Consider the following 24,853-nt stretch of genomic DNA (forward strand, 5'->3'; position numbering starts at 1 on the left):
GGCGGTCACGGCGATGCGCGCGACCAGGCCACTAGCAGGAGCGCAGCGCGCGAGGGCACGACCCCCGCGCATCACGCGTACCCAGCGTCCTCAACAGGAGCGTTTGGCCATGGCCAAACCGGATGCCGCACAGCGTCATCCAGCGTCATCACCCGTCACCTGCATGCCCGGATTTCCCCACCTGCACAGCAAAGCCGCAGATCACGATAGTGATACGAAACAGGTTCGAGTCCCGTCACTCACCCTACAGGACAGGCCCGTGACCTGCGGAAACGCAGGGCACGGGCCTGTCTGCCGTTTAGTCGCGGCCGAACCACGGCCCGTCCAGCCGCGATTCGAGCCGTCCCGGGAAGGAGCGGTAGCCGTGAGCCCGTACGGATCCTCACTTGACGTATCCATCCGGTCACACGCCATGTAGCTTTCGGCATCGATCCGCCGTTGAGTGACGGGTCCTGATCAGAGCCATGGGTCTGTCCATCCCGTAGTTGAGAAGTGCCGCCAGGACTCACCAGCGTCGAACTCCCCGGACAGAGGTACGCGTTCGAGTAGTGGCTCGCGCACCGCATGGGCCATGTGTCGCACGCCGGGCTTCCGGCCTGCTCACTGCGTTGTCGAGAGTCAGCAGCCGAACCACCTCAACTGCGGTCGGCAGAGATGCCGGTACCTCCGCGCCGGCCGAGGCGCTCGGAGCCGCGCTGGCTCGTTGCGGGCCGTTAGCCTGTCGGTATGTCAGAACGTGTCATGCCCGGTCACACGGACGGCCTGATCACCTTGGACACCGCGGACGCTCTGTGGGTCGATCTGACGGCCGGCAGTGCTGCGCCAACGGCTCACGGGGCATTCACCTGCTCTCCTGCCTGCGCCAGGGTGGGATACGTCCTGCTGGGCGGCCATGTAGTGACGACGGTGAGGGTGAGCGGCGATCAGTGGAGCGTTCCGGAGGTCGAGGTGCGCCGGGCGGCCACGGCACTGAACGCGGTGCGGATGGATCGCCAGGACCTGGTCCGCATCGGTCCGTTTCGTGGGGCGCCGAGGCAGGAGCGCAACGAGGACACGCCACTGCGTTGGCGCCAGCGCATCAGAGGGGAGCTGCACGAGTTGGGCGGCCCCGAGCGGGCAGCACGACGTGAAGACGGCAGGCCCTACCATCTGGCGGGGATCGACTGGCGACGGATGCTCGTGGAGCAGACCCGCGACGGGACGCATCGGACGTGGTGGCTGCCGCGCGCTGTGGTCAGGCTGCTCGACGCGGCCGAGCATGCCGAGACGCAGTGGGTACGGGCCGCGCGGACCCGCCAGGCAAGCGCAGCCGTCACCGACCCGGCCTCTCGCCCCCGGCAGGCCCGAGACGCCGGCGGTCGGCAGACGACGAGCCCCGAAGGCCCCACCGCCTCACGGCGCCCGTACAACAAGGAGCTGGAAGGCCAGCTGTACTCGGTACTCAGCAGGAAGCCCGGCACCTCCCGCAGGGTGGCCGGGTGGGCGTGCGCCGTCTGCCGCACCGCGCCCGCCACCGTGCTCGACCACTGCCACGAACACGGCTACATCCGAGGCCCCCTCTGCCAGTCCTGCAACACACTGGAACGCCCCGACCACCTCTACAGCAACGACATCCGTGTGGCGAACCGCTACACACGCCTCTTCCACACCGATACCGACGACTGGCTCCGCCACTGGCACCGCTGCCCCGGCTGCCGCGCACGCACCACCCTGCCCCTGCCGCACCTCGCCGCATGGACCGCCCACACAGCCTGCCGGTCGCTGCGCCCGACCCACCGAGCCCCCCGCGGACGCAAACCCTGCGGTGTCCTGCGCGTGTCCTGGACAGGCAGCCAGAACACGCCCCGTTCCTGCCTGCTCACCGTCACCGTCGACTTCTGCCCCTCCGGCGAGCACCGCGTCCTGGCGCAACTCCCCTACCGCGAGGCCGCCGACCGGTTTCGTGCATGGCTGGCCGAGACAGCCCCCGCCGTCGCCGCCGCGGCCGGTCCCGACCGCCTGGACGACCTCCCCGCCCAGTCCCGGCCGATCATCGCGGACACCAGCGGCAAGGACCTGGAACTGTTCTGAGCAGGCACCGGAGCCCTCGAAGATCTACAGGGCGTTTCCGGTACTTCGACTCGTCGACGTGGCGTGCGGCGTTTCGATGAGTTGATCGGACCGTTGCGAGCGGATCCATGGATCCCGACGTCTCGTCGCCCAGCGTCTCCCCGTACGCGGGCCCCGCCGTGCAGGAGAGCGCGCCGCACATCTACGACGCGTTGAACGCCCGGAACGAACTTTCCCGTCCTTCGCGGGCAAGACCATTCGTCCAGAGGCGTCTGTCCACCGGCTGCCCAACCGGCAGGGCCGCCCAGTCAGCCGCCCGTCGCCCGCCCCATGACCTCCGGCGAGACCTCCGACACGGGCAGAGCATGCCATGAGGGCGGTTGTCCGCCTCCTGCACGGAGCAACAGCGCGACCTCGCAACCGGGTGCCGGAGCCCCCACCCTACGACCAAAACGATATCGTTTATTGCCAGTCAATGCTATCGTTTTCATGGCAGAAGCATTCGCGAAGGGACCATCCGCATGGCCAGAACCGTCATCGACCTCGACGAAGACATGGTCACCGAGGCCATGCGCATCTTCGGCACCAAGACCAAGGCCAAGGCCGTCCGCCTCGCCATGGAGGACGCCGTCAAGAGACACCTTCGGCAGGAGGGCTTCGACGCCATCGAAGCCGGGGAACTCGACTTCAGCGAGATCGTCGAGAACACCGGACCCCGCAACGCAGACGGCTCCCTCAAGCACGACGGCGACCGCGACGGAGACCGGGCCGCCTGATGCAGGACCGCTACCTGATCGACAAGTCCGCCCTGGCCCGCTGGACGAAGCCGGCCGTCAAGGAGGTACTCAAGCCCCTGCATGAGCGCTACCTCCTCGCCGTGTGCCAGCCCACCGAGTACGAGATGATCCACTCCGCACGGGACAGCTCCGAGGCGACCCGGATCAGCACCTGGCTCCACGCCTTCGACTACCTCCACGCCGACGACCACACCTTCGTCCGCGCCCTGGAAGTCCAGCGCCACGCTCTCAACGCGGGCTTCCACCGCGCACTGCCCCTCCCCGACCTGCTGATCGCCGCCACAGCAGAACTGCACCAGCGGACAATCCTCCACTACGACGGCGACTTCGACATGATCGCCTCCCTCACCGGCCAACCCGCCGAATGGGTCGTACCGCCCGGCAGCGCCGACCGTTGAGCAGGTCGGGGTCTTCCGCCTTCCGGCCGCCCTCGCGGGGCGGGTGCATCCATCGCGGCAGCACAGTGATGCTCCGCCCTCCCGACGCCGCCTACGAGGTACGTAACGAGCACCCCCGGCAGCTGGAACAGGTCCGCGCCCAGGCCCGCCGGGCCGAATAGCTCCCGCCGCTCGAGGCCGCGACCGAGGCCGGCCCCCGCTCAGGCGCCCAGGGGAACTCGTGGGCGATCTTCAAGACCTTCCTCGACGCGGTCGCGGACGCCGCCGCCGCTCCCGTGGCCGCGAAGTACACCGGAGTTCTCGCCGGCGCCGACGTCTTCACGCGGGACAACGCGTGGACGCTGCTGGAGTCCCTGCGGATCGACGCGGGTGTCCTCGGGCCGTTCGGTGTCCACCCCTGAACGGTCCGGCCCTGAACCACTGGGGTGCCTCCCCGGTGCGAGAGCACCGGGGTTCCCGGTTTCGTGTGCGCATGCCGGGTCACGACACCGACAAGAGAGGCCCTGCCATGACCGTCCCCCTTCCCGTGGTCTTCATCCACGGACTCTGGCTGCACAGCACCTCCTGGCAGCCGTGGATCGAGCTGTTCCGTGACGAGGGCTACGACCCGTCCGCGCCGGGGTGGCCCGGCGACCCCGACACCGTCGAGGACGCGCGCCAGAACCCCGAGAGCATCGCCGGCCACGGTATCGACGACGTCGTCGAGCACTACGCGGCCCTGATCGAGGCCCTGCCGGTGCGGCCCATCGTGATCGGTCACTCGTTCGGCGGGATGATCGCGCAGAAGCTGCTCGGCCAGGACCGCGCCGCCGCGGCGGTCGCGATCGACGCCGCACAGATCAAGGGCGTGCTGCCGCTGCCGCTGTCCGCGCTGAAGGCGACGCTCCCGGTCTTCAAGAACCCGGCCAACAGGCGCCGTTCGGTCTCCCTGACCGCGGAGCAGTTCCGGTTCGCGTTCGGCAACGCCGTCTCCGAGGAGGAGTCGGCCGCCCTGTACGAGCGCTGGACCATCCCCGCGCCGGGCAAGCCGCTGTACGAGGCCGCCTCCGCCAACTTCAACCCGCACTCGCCGGCGAAGGTCGACACCGAGAACAGCGGACGCGGCCCGCTGCTGCTCGTCTCCGGCGGCAAGGACCACACGGTGCCCGAGGTCGTCACCCGGGCCACCCTCAAGCAGTACCGGCACTCCGAGGCGGTCACAGACATCATCAACTTCCCCGACCGCGGGCACTCCCTGACGATCGACGGCGGCTGGCGCGAGGTCGCGGACACCGTTCTCACCTGGCTGCGCCGGCAGAGTCCGGAGACCGGGCGATGACCTCACGTGCGTCCCGGACCACCGGAACATCCGAGGCCGACGCGGGCCTGGCCGGGCGGACCGTCGTGGTCACCGGCGCCGGGCGTGGCATCGGGCTGGCCGTCGTCGAGGCCTTCCTCGCGGCCGGTGCCCGCGTCGTCGCGGGTTCGAGGGGGCGCACCGACGCCCTCGACCAGCACGTGAAGCAGGGGGCCGAACTCACCGTCGTGGAGGTCGACCTCGCGACGCCCGACGGTCCGGCCGCGCTGGTCGCCGAGGCCGTGGCGCTCCATGGCGGTGTCGACGTCCTGGTGAACAACGTCGGTGCGGTGCGGCCGCGGGTCGACGGCTTCCTGGGCGTGACGGACGAGGACTGGGAGTGGACGTTCACGGTCAACCTCATGGCCGCCGTCCGCACCACCCGGGCCGCGCTGCCGCACCTGCTCGCCACCGGCGCGGGACGTATCGTCACCGTCTCCTCGGTCAACGCCCGGCTGCCGGACCCGCTGGTCATCGACTACGGCGCGGCGAAAGCCGCGCTGACCAACTTCTGCAAGGCCCTGTCCAAGGAGGTGGGGCCACGTGGTGTGCGGGTGAACACCATCGGGCCCGGCCCGGTGGAGACGGCGCTGTGGCAGGGCGCCGGCGGGGTCGCCGCCACGGTCGGCCAGTCCCGGGGCGTCGATCCCCGGGAGGTGGCCCGTGGTGCGGCGGACCAGTCGGTGACCGGCCGCTTCACCCGGCCGTCGGAGGTGGCCGACCTCGTGGTCTACCTCGCCGGTCCGCGGGCGGTGAACATCACCGGCGCCGACTTCGTCATCGACGGCGGCCTGGTCGAATCCCTCTGACCCGCCGTCACGGCACGGCGGGCACCGAGCCCGCCGCGCCTCGCTCCCCTTCGCGTCCCCTGGAGAGACCAGTGAGCTTCCGCCTGCCCGGTTCCCGACCCAGACTCCGCCTGCCCGGATCCCGCCGTCTGGTGGCCGCGGTCTTCGCCCTGGCCGTCGGTCTCGGCTCGACCACCCTCACGGCCTCGGCCTCCGCCAAGCCGGCAGCGCCGGCCGGCGAGCGGATGCCCGCCGGCTTCAGCGAGCACAAGACCCGGGTCGCCGGGACCGGCATCAACTACGTGATCGGCGGCCACGGCCCGACCCTGGTCCTGATCCACGGCTACCCCCAGACCTGGTACGAGTGGCACGGCATCATGCCGGCGCTCGCCAAGCACTACACCGTCATCGCGCCGGACCTGCCCGGCGCCGGCCGCAGCGACGCCCCGGCGTCCGGCTACGACAAGAAGACCATGGCCGCCGATCTGCACGCGCTCCTGGTGTCGCTCGGCAAGGACCAGAACGTGAACGTCGTCGGCCATGACATCGGCACGATGGTCGCCTACTCCTACGCGGCGCAGTACCCGCGCAGCGTCAGGAAACTCGTGCTCAGCGAGGCCCCGATCCCGGACCCGGGCATCTACAAGTTCCCCGCGCTGACGGCCAAGGGACCCGGGGTGTGGAACTTCGGCTTCTTCTCCCTGCAGACGGGCCTGCCCGAAAGCCTGATCCGGGGCCGCGAGCTGACCTGGACGTCGGGCTTCATGCGGAGCATCGCCGTGCGCAAGGACGCCCTGCCCCCCGACGACCTCGCGGTCTTCGCCTCCTACCTGCGCGACTACGCGCACCTGGAGGCGAGCTTCGCGTGGTTCCGGACGTTCCCGCAGGACATCGCCGACAACGCGCGGTTCCAGAAGACGCCCCTGACCATGCCGGTGCTCGCGATCGGCGCCTCCGGCAGCCTCGGTTCGTCGGTCGCGAAGCAGGTGCGCCTCTACGCCACCGACGTCACCCCGGCTGTCGTCCCCGACTCCGGCCACTGGATCTACGAGGAACACCCGGAAGAGACGACCGGCATGCTGCTGCGCTTCCTGGGCGGCCGCCGATGACGTCAGGAGCGCACCTGACCGGGTTCTTCCCGACCTTCGGCCCGGCGCCCGAGCGCGAACCCTTCTGGTTCCTCGGCGGCCAGGCCAGGATCCTGCTTCCCGGTACCGCGACCGACTACCGGCTCAGTCTGATGGAGTTCGCCGACCCGGCCGGTCACGCGCCCCCGCACCACGTCCACGAGGACGAGGACGAGGTCTGGTTCGTCCTCGACGGCGAGGTGACGTTCTTCGTCGGCGACCAGCGCCACGACCTGGGGCCCGGGCAGGTCGCGTACGGGCCGCGCGGGGTTCCGCACAGCTATGTGGTGCGCTCGCCCGCGGGGGCACGCATAGCGGTGCTGTTCAGCCCGGCCTGCATCGAGGAGTACTTCAGGGCGAACGGCACCCCGGTGGCCGAGGCCGGGGACCTGCCGCCGGAGTTCGATCTCGCGGCGGTCGTGGCCTCCGCCGAGCCCTTCCACCTGCGCGTCACCGGACCACCGCGGTCCGGGTGAGCCAGACCGGTCGGACATCGCCGCGTTCGTTCCCGACCAGGGCGAGGCCGGCCCGGCCCGCTCCACGCGCTGCGTCCCCCGGCCGAGTACGCCGGGATCGCGGGCGCCCCGCACGGGCTGCTCCGGACGCACGCCGAGGAGGTCAACGCGGCGCTGCCTGCCCTCCGGGCCAAGTGGCCGCCCGCGCCGCCGGCGGGCACCCGGGGTGAGCCCCCACTCGGGCGGTGGCGGAGTGCCGGGTGGCGTGCCCTCGAACCGGGGTGCCACCCCAGTGCGAGGGCGACATCGGCCGGTGTGGAATACGACCGATCGGCGCCCTCGGCGCCGGCGGGAACCGGTTACGAGGAGGCGGCGATGACGGAATCCGGAGCACTGAGGATGACGGACCACAGCGGCGTCCCGCTCACCCACGGCCGGCCACGGGTCAACGGGGTCGACCTGCACTGTGCGACGGGCGGCAGTGGCGAGCCGGTCGTCCTGATCCACGGCGTGCCGAAGACCATGTTCTTCTGGCGCCACGTCATCCCGCTGCTCACGCCCCACTACACGGTGGTCGCGGTGGATCTGCGGGGATTCGGCGGCTCCGGACGCCCGACGACCGGATACGACACGCGGACCCTGGCCGCCGACATCGACGCGCTCATGACGGCGCTGGGACACGACCGGTACCGGGTGGTGGGCGAGGACTGGGGTGCGGCCGTCGCCTACGCCGTCGCGGCGTTCCACCGCCCGAAGGTCACCCAGCTCGTCTTCCAGGAGACGAGACTTCCCGGCCTCCCGGTGCCCGACCTCGGGCCGCTCCCCGCCGAGGATCCCCGCACCGGCTGGCATCGCTCGCTGTTCGGCCTGCCGCACTACCCCGAACTGCTGATCACCGGCCGGGAGCGGGCCTTCTGGACGTACTTCATGCGGCGGATCATGTGGGACCCGAGTGCGTACACGGACGCCGACGAGGACGAATACACCCGGGGGCTGGAAGCACCGGGCGGCAACCACGCGGTGTTCGAGCTGTACCGGGCGACCGACACCGACGCCGGCCAGAACCGGCCGCAGTTCGCCGTCCCGCTCACATGCCCGGTGCTGGCCGTCGGGGGGCGCGCCTACCTGGCCGAGGAGCCCGGGGAGCAGATGGCTCAGGTCGCGGTGGACGTCACACCCGTGGTGATCGAGCGGGCGGGGCACAACATCCCGTTGGAGGCACCCGCCGAGCTCGGACGCCGCTACCTGGACTTCTTCGCGACCATGGCGGAATGACCGTCCGGCGGCCGGACGCGGACGACCGCCGGACGCGGACGACCGCCGGACGCGGACGACGGCCGGTGCTCCCGCTGCGCGCACCGCCCTCCTCCCTTCACGCACAACCCTGTACCCGAAGCGCCGGATCCGTGCCCGGCGTCCGAAGCCCCGTAGAATCGGCCGGCCATGCGTTTTCAGATACTTGGGCCCGTCCGGGTCTGGCAGGGCACCACCGACGTGAAGCTGGGCCCGCCCAAACAGCGGGCTCTGCTGGCGCTGCTCCTGGCGCACGCGGGCCAGCCCGTCCCCCTGCACGGGGTCGTGGACGCACTGTGGCAGGAGAATCCACCGGCCACCGCGGTGAACGTGATCCACCGCCACGTCGCGGCGCTGCGCCGGCTGCTCGAACCCGGCCTGCTCTCCGGCACCGCCTCACGCCGTCTGGTCCGCGACTCCGGTGGCTATCGCATCGACGTGGCACCGCACGAACTGGACCTGCTGCGTTTCAGAGCGCTGCGCCAGGACGCGCGCCATTCGGCGCGGCAGGGCGACCGGGCGAAGGCCGTGGAGTTGCTGGTCGAAGCACTGGACCTGTGGCGGGGCCCGGCGGGCTCCGGCATTCCGCCCGAGGTCCGGGCGCTGCCGGTCTTCACCGCCGTCGACGACGAGCATGTCGCCGCCGTCAAGGAGGCCGCCGGTTACGTGCCCACCGCGGGTGCCGTCCTCACCGAGCACGTCCTGGTCACCCTCCGCCAGGCCGCCGCCCATCACCCGCTCGACGAAGGTCTGCAGGCCCGGCTCATCGAGGTGCTCGCCGCCGCGGGGCGCCAGGGCGAGGCTCTGGAGACCTACCGAGTGGTACGGGCGCGGCTCGCCGACGAGCTCGGCCTCGATCCCGGTCCGGAGCTGCGGGAGGCACAACTCACCGCGCTGAACCAGCCCCGGCAGCCCCCGGCGCAGGTCCCCGCGGCGCCCGCTGCTGCCCCGGCGCCGGCCTCCGGTGCCCCGAGTCCCACGCAACTGCCACGGGACCTGGGCGCCTTCACCGGCCGCAGCAGCGAACTCGGCCTCCTGGACGCGCTGGTGCCCGATCCCGGAGACCCCGCCCAGGCCGTCGTCATCAGCGGTATGGCCGGGGTCGGCAAGACCACCCTGGCCGTGCACTGGGCGAACCGGCTCGCCGACCGCTTCCCCGACGGACAGCTCTACGTGGACCTTCGGGGCTTCCACCTGACCGGGCCCGCCATGAGCGGCCCCGAGGCGATGCGTGCGCTGCTCGACGCCTTCGGCACGGCCGTCAGCCGCATCCCGGCGGAGCTGCGGGCCCAGACCGCGCTGTACCGCAGCCTCCTGGCCGGCCGCCGGGTCCTGGTCGTCCTGGACAACGCCCGCGACTCCGAGCAGGTGCGGCCCCTGCTTCCCGCCCCGCCCGGCTGTCTCGCCATCGTCACCAGCCGCCACCAGCTGCAGGGACTCATGGCCGTCGAGGGCGCGCATTCGGTCACCCTGAGTCCGCTCGACGAGGACGAGGCCCTCGCGCTGCTCACCCGTCGGCTCGGCAGCGCGAGGGTCACCCGGGAGGCTGCCGCGGCAGCCGAGATCGTCGCCCTGTGCGGGCGGCTTCCGCTGGCGCTGGCCATCGTCAGCGCGCGAGCCGCGCTCAACCCCGGCTGCCCGCTGGCCGCCATCGCGGACGAACTGCGCACCAGCCACGGCAGCCTCGACGCCTTCGCCGGCGAGCCTCCGCTCGCCGACGCACGCTGCGTCTTCTCCTGGTCCTACCAGGCACTGACGCCCCAAGCCGCCGAGCTGTTCCGGCTGCTCGCCCTGCATCCCGGCCCGCACTGCTCCGTCGCCGCCGCGGCAAGCCTGGCGGCCACCAGCACCAGGGAGGTCCGGTCCCGTCTCGCGGAGCTGGTCCGGGCCCATCTGCTCTTCGAGAACGAGCCCGGCCGCTTCGCCTCGCACAGTCTGCTCCGGGCCTACGCGGCGGAGCTGGCCGTCGAAACGGAGACCGCGCACGACGTGGCGGCGGCCACCACGCGCGTCCTCGACCACTACCTGCACAGCGCCCACGCCGCGGAAGCCGTCCTCGCGCCCCACCGCGAACGGATCACCCTGCGCCGCCCGGCCGCGCACACCCTGCCCGAGCGGTTCTCCGACCAGCGCGCCGCCGCCGACTGGTTCGAGCGGGAACGGCCGGTGCTGCTGGCGGCCGCCGCGCAGCACAGCCGGCACGGTCACGACGCCTTCACCTGGCAGCTGGCCTCCGTCCTGGAGATGTACCTGGACCGCAACGGGCGCTGGCAACAGCAGCGGACGGTGCAGAGCACGGCCATCACCGCGGCGCAGCGGGAAGGCGACCTGCGGGGGCAGGCGCACGCGCACCGCGCCCTGGGCTTCGCCCTGAGCCGGCTCGGGCAGTGGGAAGGCGCCGACGAGCACCTTGAGCGCGCCCTGCGGTTGTTCAGGGAACTCGGTGACATGCCCGGCCAGGCGCGTGTCCATCGCTACCGGGCCTTCGTCGCCAACCAGCACGGCCGCCATGCCGAGGCCCTGGAGCACTACCGTCTCGCCGCCGACCTGTACCGGGCGGCCGGACATCTCAACGGCGAGGCGAGCGTGCACAACGAGGTGGGGTGGACCTACCTGCTGCTCGGCGAGTACGCCAAGGCGGTCGAGGAGTGCGGCCGCTCCCTCGCGATCCACCGGGAGACCGGCGACCGCAACGGCGAGGCCGCGGCGTGGGACAGCCTGGGGGTCGCCCACCGGCACCTGGGCCACCACGACCACGCTCTCGCCAGTCTCCGCCGCGCACTCGGCATGTACCGGCGGCTCCGGGACTCCTATCTGGCGGCGGACACCCTGGTCCACATCGCGGACACGCACCTCGCCGCGGATCGCGCGGACAGCGCGGCGGCGACGCTGCGGCAGGCGCTGGACATCCTTGAGGACATCGGTCACCCCGACGCCGAGGGCGTCCGCGCGAGACTTCTCGGCACCGGCTGAACCCCGGAGCGGCCCGGAACCGTGTATCGCGCGGTGGCGGGTCAGGACCAGGGGTCCGGAGACGGCGGACGGTGGCATGCCCGCGCCGTCAGAATCTCGTCAGATTTCGGGTTTCCGCGCCTGCCTACGATCCCCGAACACGCTGCTTCCGACAGGAACTTCACCGAAGCAGGCACGAAACGCGTCGTGCCCGCCGGCCGCCGGCCGCACACCCGGCTCGGCCGGCGTCCCGCCTTGCCCGTCCTTCGGCGATCCCGCACCCCGCCCTGCCCTGACCCGGCCGGACCCGCTCGTGCGAGCAGCGCCGACGGGCCCGACCCAGCCTGAATGAGAACGACATGACCTGCGCAGTCGTACCGAGCGAGCCGCTGACCGCACGTTGCGAACACCTCCCGCGGACCCTGGCGGCCGACCACGCGAAGCCGCTCCTCGCCTACGTCGAACGCATACTGGGAGACCGCCACCTGGCGGAGGACATCGTGCAGGAGACGCTGATACGCGCGTGGCATCACAGCGAACGGCTGTGCGCCACCGAGGGCTCGATGCGCGGCTGGCTGCTCACCGTGGCCCGCAACCTCGCCATCGACCGGGTACGCAGCGCCTACTCCCGCCACGAGTCCCCGGGCACGGACCATCCCGGCGCACCGCAGAACGACCACGCCGACACCGTGGCGGCCGCGGTCGACACCAAAGCCCTGCTGCGGCACCTCTCACCGGAGCACCAGCAGGTCCTCGTGCACATCTACCTGCACGACAGAACCGTGCAGGAGACCGCCCGGCTGCTGGGCATCCCCCCGGGCACCGTCAAATCCCGGCAGCACTACGCACTGCGCCAGCTCCGCAACCGCGTCGGCGCACGCGTCGCGGCCGGGCCGGCGGCGGCCGCCTGAACCGGTCGCGGCGGAGTCACTCGCCGGTCACCGGGCCCGGTTCGCCGATCGCGCGGGGGATCTGCTTCCGGGAGGTGATGCCGAGCTTGCGGAACACCTTGTTCAGATGGAACTCGACGGTCGAGGCGGTGACGAACAACCGCGTCGCGATCTCCCCGTTGGTCAGCCCCGAGGCGGCCATGGAGGCCACCTGCCGTTCCCGCGGCGTGAGATCGAACCTGGTGTCCTCGGTCCGCCTGCGGGCCGTCTCGCCGGTGGCCAGCAGCTCGGTCCGGGCCCGCTCGGCGTACAGCACCGCGCCGAAGGCGTCGAAGCTCTCGTAGGCGGCGCGCAGCTGCTTCCTGGCGTCGGAACGCCGCTTGCGGCGGCGCAGCCACTCGCCGAACAGCAGCCGCGAGCGGGCCTGTTCCAAAGCCAGCGGCCCCTGCCCGAGCAGTTCGACGGACTCCTCGTAGAACTTCTCGGCGTCGTCGCCGTCCGCCGTCAGCGCCCGGCCGAGGGCCAGGGTGCCCAGGGCCCAGGGCGTACCGGCGAGCGGGGCGCGCTCCTCCAGCCGGGCCAGGGCCGCGGCCGCGCCGTCGCGGTCACCGGTGCGCACCCCGGCCTCGACGAGCAGCGGCAGAACGAGGTTGCCGCAGGCCGGGGGGTCCGCCTCGAAAACCTCCAGCGCGTGCGCCATCGCCTGCCCGTAACGGCCCCGCCCCAGCTCGAACAGGGCCAGCGCGTGCTGCGCCAGCAACCGGAGCAGGCCGTGGCCCATGCTCCGCATCTCCGTGATCCGCAGCACCGCGGCCCGTAGTTCGGCCTCCCGGCCGGTCAGGGCGAACAGCCGGATCCGGTTGAGGTCTCCGCCGCCGGGGAAGCCGGTGGCGGCCACGATGTCGTCGAACTCGGCGTAGCGGACCTCCGCCTGTCCGAGGCGTCCGTCCCAGAGTTCGTAGTGCGCCTGGACGAGCAGCGACATGCTGAGCGCGTACAGCGCGCCGCCGGCGCGGTCCGCCGCTGCCAGCCGGTCGGCGACCCGGCGCCTGGCCTCGACGTCCCACAGATCGTCGCAGGCCATGGCCACCATCACCGCGAACGGACTGTTCGCGTTCCCGATCCCGCCACCGCCCGCCAGCAGGTCCATGGCGGTACGCAGCACGGGCGCGCTGTGCTCGTAGCCCATGGCCACGCGGCGGGCCAGCCCCTCCATCAGCAGGTCGCGGCCTCGTACGGCGGGGTCCTGGTCGTGCCGCGCGACGACGGCGGCCGCCGCGACCTCGGTCAGCGACGTGCCCCGCACCGTGTCGTGGGCGACCAGCGCGGCGTGCAGCGCCTCCCGGAGCAGCTCCCAGGTCAGCCGCGGGTCCTGGGTACCGAGCCCGGTCACGGCGTCCATCAGCATCGCCGGGACGTCGGCGACGACCACCTGGAACATCAGCACGGTCGCCCGCATCCGCAGTTCGCGCGTGCGCATCGCCGGGCCGCGGATGCCGGCGGCGGCCAGGTCCAGCGCGGTTCCTGCCGCCGGCGCGTCGCCGGACATCAGATGGGCCTGGGCCGCGTCGAGCAGCCGCTCGGCCCGTTTCTCCGGGGCGCCGGTGAAATCGGCGGCCCGCGACAGGAACAGGGCCTGCTGGGAGTAGCCGCCGCGCAGGCGGGCCCGCTCGGAGGCGGCTTCCAGGTCGTCGGCGACGCCGTCGTCCGTGCCCTCGGCGGCCTCGGCCCGGTGCCAGGCGCGACGGTCGGCGTCCCGCACGGCGTCGCAGACGGCGGCCAGTGCCGCGTGCACCCGGCGGCGCTCGCCGGGTTCGGCTCCGGCGTAGACCGTCGAGCGGATCAGGGGGTGCCGGAAGGCCGTCGGCGTGCCCCGGCCGAGGATGCCCGCGGCGACGGCCGGCTGGACGGCGCGGGCGGACAGGCCCAGCCGGCCCGCGGCCCGCCACATCATCCCCGTGTCGTCCGAGGGCGCCGCCGCCAGCAGCAGCAACAGGGTTCGGGTCTCCGGCGGCAGGGCCTGGACCAGGCACCGGAAGCGGCTCTCCAGGAGCCGGCTCACCGGCAGCGGATCGGGCAGCGGGGCGATGCCGGACAGCTGCTCGGCGGCCAGGGCCTCGGCCAGCTCCAGCAGCGCGAGCGGATTGCCGCCGGTGCCGGCGACGATCCGGTCGGCCACCGTGGTGTCCACCCTCCCGGCGCCGTAGGAGAGCAGGACCCTGGCCTCCGACTCCGGCAGACCGGTCACCGCGTGCACGTTCAGCGCGTCGAACAGGCCGTTGTCGCCGAGCCCGTCGCGGACGGCGACGATCAGGCCCAGGGAGTCGGCGTGCAGCCGGCGGGCGGTGAACGCGAGCGCCTCGGCCGACTCCCGGTCCAGCCACTGCGCGTCGTCCAGCAGGAACAGCAGCGGCTGGTCGGCGGCGGCCTCGGACAGCAGCGTCAGGGTCGCGAGGCCGACCAGATAGCGGTCCGCGGGCGGCCCCGCCACCAGTCCGAGGGCCGCGTCCAGCGCGGCCCGCTGCGGTCCGGGCAGCCGGCCCGTCCGGTTCAGGAACGGCCGCAGCAGCCGGTGCAGCGCGCCGAAGCCGAGGCCGGTCTCGGGCTCGACCGCGGTCAGCCGGACCACGCGCAGTTCGTCGGCGCGGGCCGCGGCGTACTCCAGCAGCCGGGTCTTGCCGATCCCCGCTTCGCCGGTCAGGACGAGGACTCCGCTGAGGCCGTCGCGCACCGCGTCGAGCAGTCGTGCGATGGCTTCGCGTTCGGCGTGGCGGCCGACCATAGGCGGCCCGGATGTCTGCTGGACGCCGTTCCACATCATGGGACCGCTCCCCCCTTGTCGATGTCCTGACACGGGGAACGTTAGGAACGCCGGGCCGGTGGAAGCGAGCGTCATGTGACGGTGGTGTGCCGGTCAGCGCAGTGCGCTGACCACCGTCCGCAGCTCGGTACGCGAGGCCACGCCCAGCTTGGGGAAGATCCGGTGGAGGTGCGAGCTGACGGTACGGTGCGAGAGGTAGAGCCGCTGGCCTATCTCGCGGTTGGTCAGACCCTCGGCGGCGAGCCGCACGATCTGCAGTTCGTGGGCGGTCAGCTGGTCCCTGGCGTCCGGGGCGCGGCGGCGGCTGGTCTCGCCCGCGGCGCGCAGTTCCCGGCGGGCCCGCTCCCCCCAGGGGATCGCGCCGAGCGCGTCGAACATGTCGCGGGCGGCACGGAGGTGGTCGCGGGACTCGACACTGCGCCGCCGGCGCCGGAGCCATTCGCCGTAGGCCAGGTGGGTACGGGCCCTGATCAGCGGCCAGGCGCCGAGGTCGGCGTTCAGGGCGTCCGCGAAGAGCGGGTCGGCGTCCTCGTCGGCGGCCAGCAGCGCCCGGACCAGACGCAGTTCGGCGTGCAGCACCGGCGCGGAGGTCACCGTCGCGACCTCCTCCAGTTCCGTCACGACCGGGAGTACCGCCGCCAGTCGCCCGCAGTGCGTCGCCGCGTCGACGAGGTCACCCACGGCCGTCAGCCGCAGGGCGACCTGGAACGCGGGGTCCGCCGGATCGTGCAGCCGGCGGAGCTGGCCGAAGGCCTCCTCGTACCGGCCGGCGCCGAGCGCGGCCAGCCCGCGTGCCATCGACGCGGTGGCCAGCACCGGACGTGCCCCGGCCGGCAGGCCGATCTCCTCCGCCTCCTCGGCCAGCGCCAGGGCGGTATCCACCTCACCGCGCAGTGCGGCCAGCTTGGCCGCGGTGGCGGTCATCAGCGCGTACATCATCGTCTGGCTGGTCTCGCGCGCCAGCCTTCGTGACTCCTCGGTCGCGGCGATCGCCGCGCCGAGGTCGCCGACCACGAGAGCGCTCCACGCGTCCGCGCCGACCGTCCGGGCCAGCAGCCCCAGGCGTCCCTGGGCACGCAGCGGCGCACCGCCGGCCGCCGAGAACGCCCGCGCCAGGTCGAAGCCGCCGACGAGGAGCGCGGCGGTGCTGAGCATGCGGTAGGCGCGGCCGTCGTCGCCCTCCTGCAGGGCGACGTGCCGGGCACGCTCCAGGACGAAGGTGCCACGGTCGACCGGGGCGGCGTAGGCGCAGATGGCCAGCCGCCACGGATCGAGTTCGTCGAGCTCCATCCGCTCCACGGCCCGCAGGACCGTGGAGCGGCCCCGCGGGCCCGGGTCGGACCAGAAGCACAGCTGCGCGGCGCTCCACAGGATCCGCAGCGCCAGCGCGCGGTCCTCCGCGGCCAGCTCCTCGGCGAGGGCCGTCAGGGAGTTGGCGCCTGACGAATGGCTGTGCAGTCCCTCGTCGAAGCTGCCGCGGAGCCAGACGACCGTGGCGTGCTGGCGTCGCGACAGCGGCCCGGTGAGCGCCTGGTCCAACAGCCGGGTCACGGTCTCGGGGCGGCCGAGCTCGACAGCGAAGTCGGCGGCGCGCAGCAGCCGCTCCGCTCGGCGGTCGGTGTCCTCGCTGAGCGCGGCGGCCTGTTCGAGGGCCGTGACGGCCGCCGCGATGCCGCCCCGGCGGGCGGCCCGGTGAGCGGCGTCCTCCAGCGCGGCGGCGACCGTCTCCTCCGGGGCGTCGGCCGCGGCGGCCCGGTGCCGCAGTTGCCGGTCCGGGTGTTCCCAGAGCACGGCGGCGAGCGCGGCGTGTGCGGCGTGCCGGACGCCGGTGGGCATGGTCTGGTGGATCGCCGACCGCATCAGCGGATGCCCGAACCGCAGGTCGCCGCCGACGACCTCGACGAGTTGGGCGCGCACGGCCGGATCGAGTTCCGCGGGTCCGGCGGTGGCGCCGGTGAACAGCCGGGTCGCGCGGTAGATCTCGGGGAGCGACGAGCTGTCGTCGAGGGCCGCGATCCGCAGCAGACCGCGGGTGATGTCGGGCAGGGTCTCCAGGCGGTCGGTGAAGGCCCGTTCGAGCCGCTCGGTGAGCGGCAGCCGGGACATGTGCGGATCGGCCGACGCGCCGAGTGTGCGGGAGAGTTCGGTCAGGGCCAGGGGGTTCCCGGCGGCGGCGGCCAGCAGCCGGCGGTGCGCGGTCGGCCGCAGGTCCGGGGCGCGGTCCGCCAGGAGTTCCGCGGCCTGGCCGTCCGTGAGCGGGCCGAGGGTCACGGAGGTGAGTTCGTCGGAGTTCAGACGCGACCGGTAGCCCTCGCGTGCGGCCCCGACGACGACCACCGGCTCCGTACCGACCCGGCGGGCCACGAAGGCCAGGACACTGGCGGTGGCGTCGTCGAGCCATTGCACGTCGTCGACCAGGAGCAGCACCGGCGCGACCGCGGCCGCGTCGGCCAGGAGGTTGAGCACCGCCAGGCCGACCAGGAAGACGTCGGGGACACCGGCCTCGGCGTGCCCGAGAGCGGTGTCCAGCGCCTGCCGGTGCGGGACGGCGAGCTGGGCGGCCTCCGCGGCCAGCGGGCGCAGGACGAGTTGCAGACCGGCATAGGGGATGTCGCTCTCGGCCTCGGCACCGCTGGTGCGCAGGACCCGGTGGCCGAGCTGCTCGGCGAGGGCGGCGGTCTCGGCGAGCAACGCCGTCTTCCCGATGCCGGGGGCGCCGCGGACCAGCACCGTGCTCCCGTGGCCCCGCGGCTCGGCCAGCAGCCGGCGCAGCAGCGCCAGCTGATCATCCCGACCGATGAGCTCCACGTTCCCCCCATCAGCCGGGTCCCCGGACTCGGTCTGTCTGGAAGCTCAGGGTACTGCGCCGGGCCCGACGTCCAGAGCGGGAGACCAGGATGTGACGGACTCCCGCCTCGCGCCCCCGGGACGGCGAGGCGTCAGCGCACCGCCTTCTGCCCCGTGGGGCCGACGGCGAACCACTTGCCGTCGACGCCCTGCCCGTTCAGGTCGCCGGCGCCGGCGTCGCCGGAGAAGCGGTAGACGGGCCAGCCCCCCACCGTGACCTGGACCTGGCCGTCCTGCCGGCGGACGGCCCCGACCTCCTTCGGGTTCACCCCCGCCAGGTAGACGTTGCCGCCCTCCTCGACGGTCACCGGCGGCCACTTCACGGCGCAGGTGTCGTTGCAGTTCGACCGGGATGGGCCGGCGGTGTCGCCGTCGAAACGGTAGAGCGCGGCCTGGTTGACGTTGATCAGGTGGGCCACCGGCAGCTGCGGCGCGGTCACCGCCGACAACTGCACCCACTTGGGCGGAGCCTCCTGCACCGCCGCGCCGACCACCGTGCCGCCGGTACCGTTCAGGCCCGCGTCCTGTGCCGTGGAGTCCACCACCTGCAGTGCCGAGTTGCCGGCGCCGCCCTGGCCGGGCGCGGCCGTCGTGGGGGCCACCGAGGACGTGGCCGGGGCGGCGGCCGGGGTGGACGGATCCTTGCTGTCGCCGATCTGGATCGTCTTGCCGCAGGCGGTCAGGCTCGCCACACCGCACACCGCGAGGGCGGCGGCGACGGTGGCACGGCGCTTGGCGGCGCCGGAGGACAGCAGGCCGCTGAGAAACGAGGTCATGCGAGAGACACGGCACAGCGGCCGCCGAGGGTTCAACGACGTGCCCGGATCAGCCCGTACCCGGCCCGGTTGAACGATCCGGCCCGCCGCTCTCGTGTCCCTCGCAGAGACCGATGGCCAGCGCACAGGACCGGGAGCCGGCAGTGACGGACGTCCACATCCCCGATGACGCACTCAAGGACGGCGCGCAGCGCATGCGCCTCGTGCACGACAACATCGACATCGGGCACACCACGTTCGACTTCGACGCCGCCTTCGGACGCGAGCTGTCCCGCGGCGCCGCACAGAACTTCGAGGACCGGTGGAACGACGGCAAGCACCAGCTGCAGAAGCAGGTGAGCGGCATCATCGACGCCATCACCCAGATCTCCGACGCCTTTGCCGAGGCGGACCGGCGCTCGGCGGCGAGTCTCGACGACGGCCGGGGCGACTGACCTCCCCGGCGGACACGGCGAAGGGTGACCGATGAACACGGCACGGCGGTTCCTGCTGGAGATCCCCGACGGGTGGGACCAGGTCGATCTGAGCGGCGAGGAGATGGCGCGGGTCCGCGCACAGGCGCTCGCCTCCACCGACGACCCGCGGCAGCAGGCCGAGATCAACGACATGTTCCGGCAGGGGCGTGAGGTGACCCGCGCGGCACGCCGCTACGGAGCGCTGCTGGCCTCGGGCACGGCGGCCATGTACCCGGAGGGACTCTTCATGGCGTACGGCATGGTCTTCGCCGTCACCACACCCGAGGGCCAGGAGCTGACGCTGCCCGTGCTGTCCGCGCAGCTGGGTGTCTCCTCCGGTACCGGCGCGGCGCCGAAGGACCGTGTGATCACCTCGGTGGAGGTGCCCCATGTCGGCCCGGCGGCGCGCGTGACCGGCACCGAGGTGACCCGGGTGACCGCGGACGTCTCCGTCAAGCTGCTGACGATGCACACGATGATGCCGGTGCCCGGCACCGCCCGGGACTACCTCTGCGTCTCCCTCGCCAGCCCCAATCTGCCGTTGAAGGACGAGGTGTACGACCTCTTCGACGCCATCACGAGCACCTTCCGGTTCGTCACCGACGACGGCGTCCAGGTCCCCGCGGGAGCGAGCGGCACCGGCGAGAGCCCCTCCGGCTGAATGCCCGGAAGGGCCTCGGAGGTCACCGCGGGGCGGCCGTCGTACGGACGGCCGCCCCGCGGTGGGGACGCGCCCCGCCCGCTACCGGTCCGGCTCCGGGTACGGCACCTGCACGGTGCGCACCGTCCCGTCGCCCAGGTGCAGCAGGCCGCGTCCGGGCTGCGGGGCCCGGCCGACGACACCGCGGCTCAGCTTCACGCCGATGACCTCGCCGTCGCTCAGTCCCTGCGGGGACAGGAGCATGCCGGTGCGGTTGCGCTTGACCTGGCCCATCCATCCGGCCAGGCTCAGCGACAGCGACTCGGCGTTGCCGGCCGCGAGCACGCCCCAGCCGGTACCCGCGCCGCCGCGGGCGAGCAGCGCGAGGTCGGGGTCGATCTCGGCGCCCATGAAGAGTTCGGCGTCGTCGACGACGATCACGCCGTATTCCTGCGAGACGTTGTTGAGCGCCTGCCGGAAGTCGCCCACCGGCACCTCCGCGTCGGTGACGACGCCGACCACACCCGGCCGTCCCCGCAGATCGCGCAGGGGTGAGCGGCGCGGCGCCAGCACGATCAGGCCCGTGCCGGCCGCCAGCAGCGACTGTGCCGCCGTGAGCAGGGCGGAGCTGCGGCCGGTGCGCGGCGGCCCGGCGATCACGAAGGTCGGCACGTCCGTGAGGTCGGGGCCGAGCGAGGTGAGGGTGTCCCCGCCGACGGCGACCAGCGGGCGCATCGGTCCCCCCGCGGTGTGCAGGGCGAGGGCGTCGGCGTAGCCGATCCGGTCGGGCAGGACGTCCAGCCGGAGCGCGCGGCGGGCGGCCGGGACCGCGGCCTCGCGCTCGGTCAGCCGCCGGCCCAGCGCGGCCAGGACCTCGGCCTGCGCGGTGCCCGCGAGGTCCTCGCCGAGCACCGCGATCTGCGCCTCGCTGAGGTCCTGAGGGCGGATGCCCCGGCCGGGCGCGGGGTCGGACGGCGCCGACTTGGTGGGGATTCCGACGCCGGAGTAGTCCTGGCGGTCGTTGAGCCTGAGGACGATCTTGTCCTCGGTGGTGCCGGAGAAGCGGCTGCCGCCGAGCACCCGGTCACCGGCCGCCACGACGTGGATGCCCACGCCCGCACCGTCGCGCAGCAGCCGCAGCATGCGCTCCAGGTAGCTGCCGTTGTCGTAGGAGGTGAACTCTCGCTCGAAGACCTCGAACCGGTCGACCAGGAGCACGATGTGCGCGAGGCGCTCGGGCGCGGGCCGGGCGCGGCGCAGTTCGGCCAGGTCGGCGGTGCCGCGCGAGCCCAGGACGGCCTGGCGTGCGGTGAGTTCGGCACCGAGGCGGTCCAGGAGCCGGCCCAGCCGCTCGATCTGGGTGCGGTCGACGACGGCACCGCAGTGCGGCAGTCCGGTGAGCACGTTGAGCGCGCCGTTGCCGCAGTCGATGCCGTACAGGTGCACGTCGTCGGCCCCGTGGGCCTGGCCGATCGCCGCGGCCAGGGTGCGCAGCGTCTGGGACCGTCCGCTGCGGGGCGAGCCGATGATGTGCAGATGGCCCGTCCGGTCGAGGTCGAACGTCAGCGGCGCCCGGCTCTGCTGGGCGGGCAGGTCCACCATGCCGTACGCGACCGGCGGCAGCGCTGCCGCGCGTTCGGCGGCGGGCTTCGGCGCGGGTGCCGCGGTCCACGGCAGCACCGCGGGCAGGGGCGGCAGCCACGGACTGGGCCGGCGCGGCACCCCGGCGAGCGTGGCGGCCTCGGCGACGGCCGTGACGAGCACGGCGAGGTCGGTGACGGCCTCGGTCCGCGCGGCCGGGGAACCGGCGCGTGCGCGCGGGTTCGGCAGCGGGCCTCCGAGGTCGTTCCAGGACACCGCCGTCGCGCTGACGGTCACCTCCGTCCCCGCGGTGGGCAGGCCGCCGGGCCGGCGGCCGCCGACGCGTCCCGACTGGAACGGCAGGAGCGCCGACGGACCCAGCCGGGCATAGGCGCGGCCGGGGTTGGCCGGGGAGATGTCACCGGAGTCGGGAGCGTCGATGATGTCGCGGCTCTCGCCGGTGTCGGTGGTGCGCAGGGCGATCCGCAGGTTGGTGTTGGCCCGGATGTCCGGGGTGACCGCGCCGCCCGGCCGCTGGGTGGCCAGCACGAGGTGGATGCCCAGGGACCGGCCGCGCTGCGCGATGTTCACCAGGCCGGTGATGAAGTCGGGCAGTTCGCGCACCATGGAGGCGAACTCGTCGATGACGAGCAGCAGCCGCGGCAGTGGCGGCAGGACGTTGCCGCCCCGTGCGCGCTTGTCGAGGTAGTCCTCGATGTCCTTGGCGCCCGCCTGGGCCAGCTGCGTCTCACGGCGGCGCAGTTCGGCGCCGAGGGAGACCAGCGCCCGCTCCACGAGCCGGGTGTCGAGGTCGGTGACCAGGCCGACGGTGTGCGGCAGGTCGGCGCACTCGGCGAAGGCGCTGCCGCCCTTGTAGTCGACGAGGACGAACGTCATCTCGTCGGGCCGGTTGACCACGGCGAGGGTGGCGACGAGGGTCTGCAGCAGCTCGGACTTGCCGGACCCGGTGGTGCCGGCGATGAGGGCGTGCGGACCGTCCCGTACCAGGTCGACGGCGAACTCACCGTCGTAGCCGACGCCGAGCACCGCCTTCGTGGAGCGGCCGCCCAGGGACCAGCCCGCCGCCAGCGCCTGTGCGGTGGGCGGCTCGATCCCCAGCAGGTCCAGCAGCCGTACGGATCCGGGCAGCGCGCTCTCGTCGTTGTCGCCGACACCTCGCAACGGGGCGAGCGCCCGTGCGAAGTCCTCGTACCAGGCGGGCTCCGGGAAGTCGCCGCGGACGTTCTCCAGTGCGGCGGCGGAACCGGTACGGACCTTGACGGTGCCGCCGCCGGCCTCGGTGACGACGACGGCGCCGCACTCCTCGGGCAGCAGCCGCTCCTCCCGGTCGATGCAGACCGTGTAGACGCCCACCGCCGGGCCGTCGCGCAGCAGGGCGATCACGCCGGGCAGGGAGCGGGCCCGGCGTGCCTCCGCCAGGACGACGAGGATGTCGGGGTAGCCGCCCGCGCCGCCCCGCGTGATGTCGGGGCCGGCCGCGCCGCGGGCGGCGACGATCTGGCCGATTTCGCCGATCCGGCGGGCCAGCGAGTCCGCGGTGCTGCCGATCAGGGCGTAGGCGTCCTCGCCCTGCGCCTGGCTGTGCGGCAGCCAGCGGGTCCAGGACCAGTCGCGTTCGCCGGCCGGTCCGGCGAGGACGACGATGCGCAGGTCCGTGGGGCTGTGCAGGGCGGCGGCCTGAGCGGTCAGCCATCCCGCCAGCCGGGACGCGCCCGGTCCGGCGACGCCCGCGACACCGACCCGGCGCAGGGGCAGTGCCACCGGGACCTGGTTCAGCCAGGGCACGGTGTTGCGGCGGTGCTCGTCCTGTTCCGGGTCGTCGACGCCGACCGACGACGGCAGATCGGCGGTGCCGGCGCGCACGGACAGGAAGTCGGGGTCCTGCCAGCGGCGTTCCCACAGCCTTTCCGACGGCTGGGCGGCCAGCTGCAGCAGTGCGGCCGGATCGGGCAGGGAGAGACGGAGGTTGTGCTGTTCGTCCAGGACGGCGGCGTCGACGTCCGCACGGACGGTGGCCGCCGCCCGGTCGTACTCCGCCTTCTTCTCCAGGTACTTCAGCATCGCCTGCTTGCGCCCGCCGAACTGGGTGACCAGGGCGGCGATCGGCGAGAGCAGGGCGATGAAGACGAACGACCACCGGTGGGTGACGAGGATGGCGACCGCGGCGCTGCCGGCCGGCAGCAGCAGGATCGGCAGCAGCGGGACGGGCCGCTTGTCCGGCTTGACGGGAGGCGTGGGCAGCCGGAACCTCGCACCCGCCGCGGGCGGCAGGAACCTCGGCGGCCGGTTGAACTCCAGACCGAGCCCGTCCTCCGCCGCGACCAGCGGAGCGCGCGCCGTACGCCTGGAGGCGAGCTCCAGCAGGATGTCGCCGACGGCGAGCTGGCTGCCCTCGCGCCATGGCGCCGGATGGCGCGCGGGCTTGCCGTCGAGCAGCGCGTCCCCGGTCTCGAACAGTTCGGCGCGGCCGTCGAGGTGCACACGTACCCGGGCCGCGAGCGCCGGGGCGCCCTCGGCCAGGCGGATACGGCAGCCCGGGGCGGTGCCGATGACGTAGTCGCCGGGGACCAGGCGGTAGCTGGTGCCGGCGCCCGGCCCGGAGACGATCCGGACCTCGGTGCGGCCCTCGGGCTCGGCCTGCCCGGGAACGGGAGCGCCGAGCCCCAGGTCCATACCGTCCCGGACACCCGCCACCTGCAGAGTGCCGCGCGGGTCGACGAGCGTCGAGCCGAGGTACAGGGCCGGCTCCGGCGGCGCGGTGCCGTCGGCCCCCGCGTACCCGACGGCGCGTGCCAGCTCGGCCGCGAACCTCCCCGCGGTGGCGGTGGGTTCGGTCTGCACGGAGACGGTGGTGGACACCCCCTCGGCCCGTGAGTCACGAACGCTGACGGTCAGTCGCACTGCTCATCGTCCTTCTCGACTAGTGGTGGGTGCGGCCCCGCACGCCGGGGCGGCGGACCGGGCCGGACGGGTCAGGACAGGGCGGAGCCGAGCTGGTTGTCGGTCTGGTCGAAGGCCTCACCGACGGTCTTCACGTACTGGCCGATGCCCTGCAGGCCCTGGTTGACCTGCTCGAAGCCCTTGGCGAACTCGTCGAAGAACGGCGAGAACTTCTGCTGGGCGGCCGGGGTGCTGTAACCGTCGGCGAGCAGGTTGGTGATCTTGCCCCGGACCTCGTTCAGCTTGTCCTGGAGCTGGGAGAAGTCGTTCAGCAGAGCCTGCGACGTCGACGAGGTGGTGTCGGAGTTGACGCTGTAGTTGGGCATGGAAGTACTCCTCGCTGGTGGTTGGTGGCGTCCATCCGTTCAGGGATGGAGAACTGGAAGCGCGTGCGGCCTAGCCGGCTTCGCCGTCGGCCGGGGGGACGACGGGCCGCACCGCGGACCCACCGTCCGGGACGGTCGGCGACGGCGGCAGCGGCACGTCGACGGGGTTCACCGGGACCGGACTCACGGGCCGCGGCTCCGCGGGAGACGGCGGAGGAACGACTGGACTCACGGGCCGCGAATCCACCGGAGACGGCGGAGGAACGACTGGACTCACGGGCCGCGGCTCCGCGGGAGACGGCGGAGGAACGACTGGACTCACGGGCCGCGAATCCACCGGAGACGACGCAGGAACCACCGG

General features: G+C 73.0%; 18 protein-coding genes. 13 read left to right on the top strand and 5 right to left on the bottom strand.

Annotated features, from left to right (window positions below; genetic code table 11):
- The first annotated feature begins 726 nt into the window (after positions 1-726).
- From LQ326_RS44885 to LQ326_RS44930, 11 genes are all read left to right on the top strand, one after another.
- Positions 727-2,070 carry an endonuclease domain-containing protein gene (locus LQ326_RS44885; protein WP_234544902.1) on the top strand — a complete coding sequence of 448 codons (1,344 nt, stop codon included), beginning with the start codon at positions 727-729 and terminating at the stop codon, positions 2,068-2,070.
- Positions 2,071-2,570: 500 nt separating this feature from the next.
- Entirely contained in the window at positions 2,571-2,825 is a 255-nt protein-coding gene (locus tag LQ326_RS44890) for a type II toxin-antitoxin system VapB family antitoxin (protein ID WP_234544903.1), read from the top strand.
- Positions 2,825-3,244, top strand: a complete 420-nt coding sequence (locus LQ326_RS44895) for a PIN domain nuclease (RefSeq protein ID WP_234544905.1) — start codon at positions 2,825-2,827, stop codon at positions 3,242-3,244. The genes LQ326_RS44890 and LQ326_RS44895 overlap by 1 nt, the downstream gene beginning before the upstream one ends.
- Positions 3,245-3,519: 275 nt before the next feature.
- Entirely contained in the window at positions 3,520-3,645 is a 126-nt protein-coding gene (locus LQ326_RS48125; protein WP_268208370.1) for a hypothetical protein, read from the top strand.
- 107 nt (positions 3,646-3,752) lie between these two features.
- Positions 3,753-4,562 (top strand): alpha/beta hydrolase, encoded by an 810-nt coding sequence (locus tag LQ326_RS44900; protein ID WP_234544907.1) that lies wholly within the window; start codon positions 3,753-3,755, stop codon positions 4,560-4,562.
- On the top strand, positions 4,559-5,389 hold the full coding sequence (locus LQ326_RS44905) for an SDR family NAD(P)-dependent oxidoreductase (protein ID WP_234544908.1): 831 nt from the start codon (positions 4,559-4,561) through the stop codon (positions 5,387-5,389). The genes LQ326_RS44900 and LQ326_RS44905 overlap by 4 nt, the downstream gene beginning before the upstream one ends.
- A gap of 71 nt (positions 5,390-5,460) precedes the next feature.
- The gene (locus tag LQ326_RS44910) at positions 5,461-6,477 is read left to right on the top strand and encodes an alpha/beta fold hydrolase (RefSeq protein WP_234544909.1); all 1,017 of its coding nucleotides are present in this window, start codon (positions 5,461-5,463) and stop codon (positions 6,475-6,477) included.
- Complete coding sequence (locus LQ326_RS44915; RefSeq protein WP_234544910.1) at positions 6,474-6,971, top strand: cupin domain-containing protein; 498 nt, start codon at positions 6,474-6,476, stop codon at positions 6,969-6,971. The genes LQ326_RS44910 and LQ326_RS44915 overlap by 4 nt, the downstream gene beginning before the upstream one ends.
- Before the next feature lie 354 nt (positions 6,972-7,325).
- Complete coding sequence (locus LQ326_RS44920; protein ID WP_234544913.1) at positions 7,326-8,225, top strand: alpha/beta fold hydrolase; 900 nt, start codon at positions 7,326-7,328, stop codon at positions 8,223-8,225.
- 168 nt (positions 8,226-8,393) lie between these two features.
- Entirely contained in the window at positions 8,394-11,216 is a 2,823-nt protein-coding gene (locus LQ326_RS44925; protein ID WP_234544914.1) for an AfsR/SARP family transcriptional regulator, read from the top strand.
- Between the two features lie 338 nt (positions 11,217-11,554).
- Positions 11,555-12,106 carry a sigma-70 family RNA polymerase sigma factor gene (locus LQ326_RS44930; protein WP_234544915.1) on the top strand — a complete coding sequence of 184 codons (552 nt, stop codon included), beginning with the start codon at positions 11,555-11,557 and terminating at the stop codon, positions 12,104-12,106.
- A 16-nt stretch (positions 12,107-12,122) separates the two neighbouring features.
- Here the strand turns inward: LQ326_RS44930 and LQ326_RS44935 are convergent, their stop codons facing one another.
- The 3 genes from LQ326_RS44935 to LQ326_RS44945 form a co-directional block, all read right to left on the bottom strand.
- Complete coding sequence (locus tag LQ326_RS44935; protein WP_234544917.1) at positions 12,123-14,906, bottom strand: ATP-binding protein; 2,784 nt, start codon at positions 14,904-14,906, stop codon at positions 12,123-12,125.
- A gap of 93 nt (positions 14,907-14,999) precedes the next feature.
- Positions 15,000-17,714, bottom strand: a complete 2,715-nt coding sequence (locus LQ326_RS48520) for an ATP-binding protein (protein WP_234544918.1) — start codon at positions 17,712-17,714, stop codon at positions 15,000-15,002.
- 131 nt (positions 17,715-17,845) lie between these two features.
- Positions 17,846-18,529 (bottom strand): hypothetical protein, encoded by a 684-nt coding sequence (locus tag LQ326_RS44945; RefSeq protein ID WP_234544919.1) that lies wholly within the window; start codon positions 18,527-18,529, stop codon positions 17,846-17,848.
- Positions 18,530-18,642: 113 nt separating this feature from the next.
- Between LQ326_RS44945 and LQ326_RS44950 the strand changes: the two genes are divergently transcribed.
- Both LQ326_RS44950 and LQ326_RS44955 read left to right on the top strand, forming a co-directional pair.
- Positions 18,643-18,963 (top strand): hypothetical protein, encoded by a 321-nt coding sequence (locus LQ326_RS44950; RefSeq protein WP_234544920.1) that lies wholly within the window; start codon positions 18,643-18,645, stop codon positions 18,961-18,963.
- Positions 18,964-18,994: 31 nt separating this feature from the next.
- The gene (locus LQ326_RS44955; RefSeq protein ID WP_234544921.1) at positions 18,995-19,645 is read left to right on the top strand and encodes a hypothetical protein; all 651 of its coding nucleotides are present in this window, start codon (positions 18,995-18,997) and stop codon (positions 19,643-19,645) included.
- An 81-nt stretch (positions 19,646-19,726) separates the two neighbouring features.
- Here the strand turns inward: LQ326_RS44955 and LQ326_RS44960 are convergent, their stop codons facing one another.
- Both LQ326_RS44960 and LQ326_RS44965 read right to left on the bottom strand, forming a co-directional pair.
- Positions 19,727-24,121, bottom strand: coding sequence for an FtsK/SpoIIIE domain-containing protein (locus tag LQ326_RS44960; protein ID WP_434056967.1), 4,395 nt, complete (start codon positions 24,119-24,121; stop codon positions 19,727-19,729).
- 77 nt (positions 24,122-24,198) lie between these two features.
- Positions 24,199-24,492 carry a WXG100 family type VII secretion target gene (locus tag LQ326_RS44965; RefSeq protein WP_062036124.1) on the bottom strand — a complete coding sequence of 98 codons (294 nt, stop codon included), beginning with the start codon at positions 24,490-24,492 and terminating at the stop codon, positions 24,199-24,201.
- Positions 24,493-24,853: the final 361 nt, after the last annotated feature.

Source organism: Streptomyces shenzhenensis, assembly GCF_021462265.1.
Lineage (GTDB): Bacteria > Actinomycetota > Actinomycetes > Streptomycetales > Streptomycetaceae > Streptomyces > Streptomyces shenzhenensis.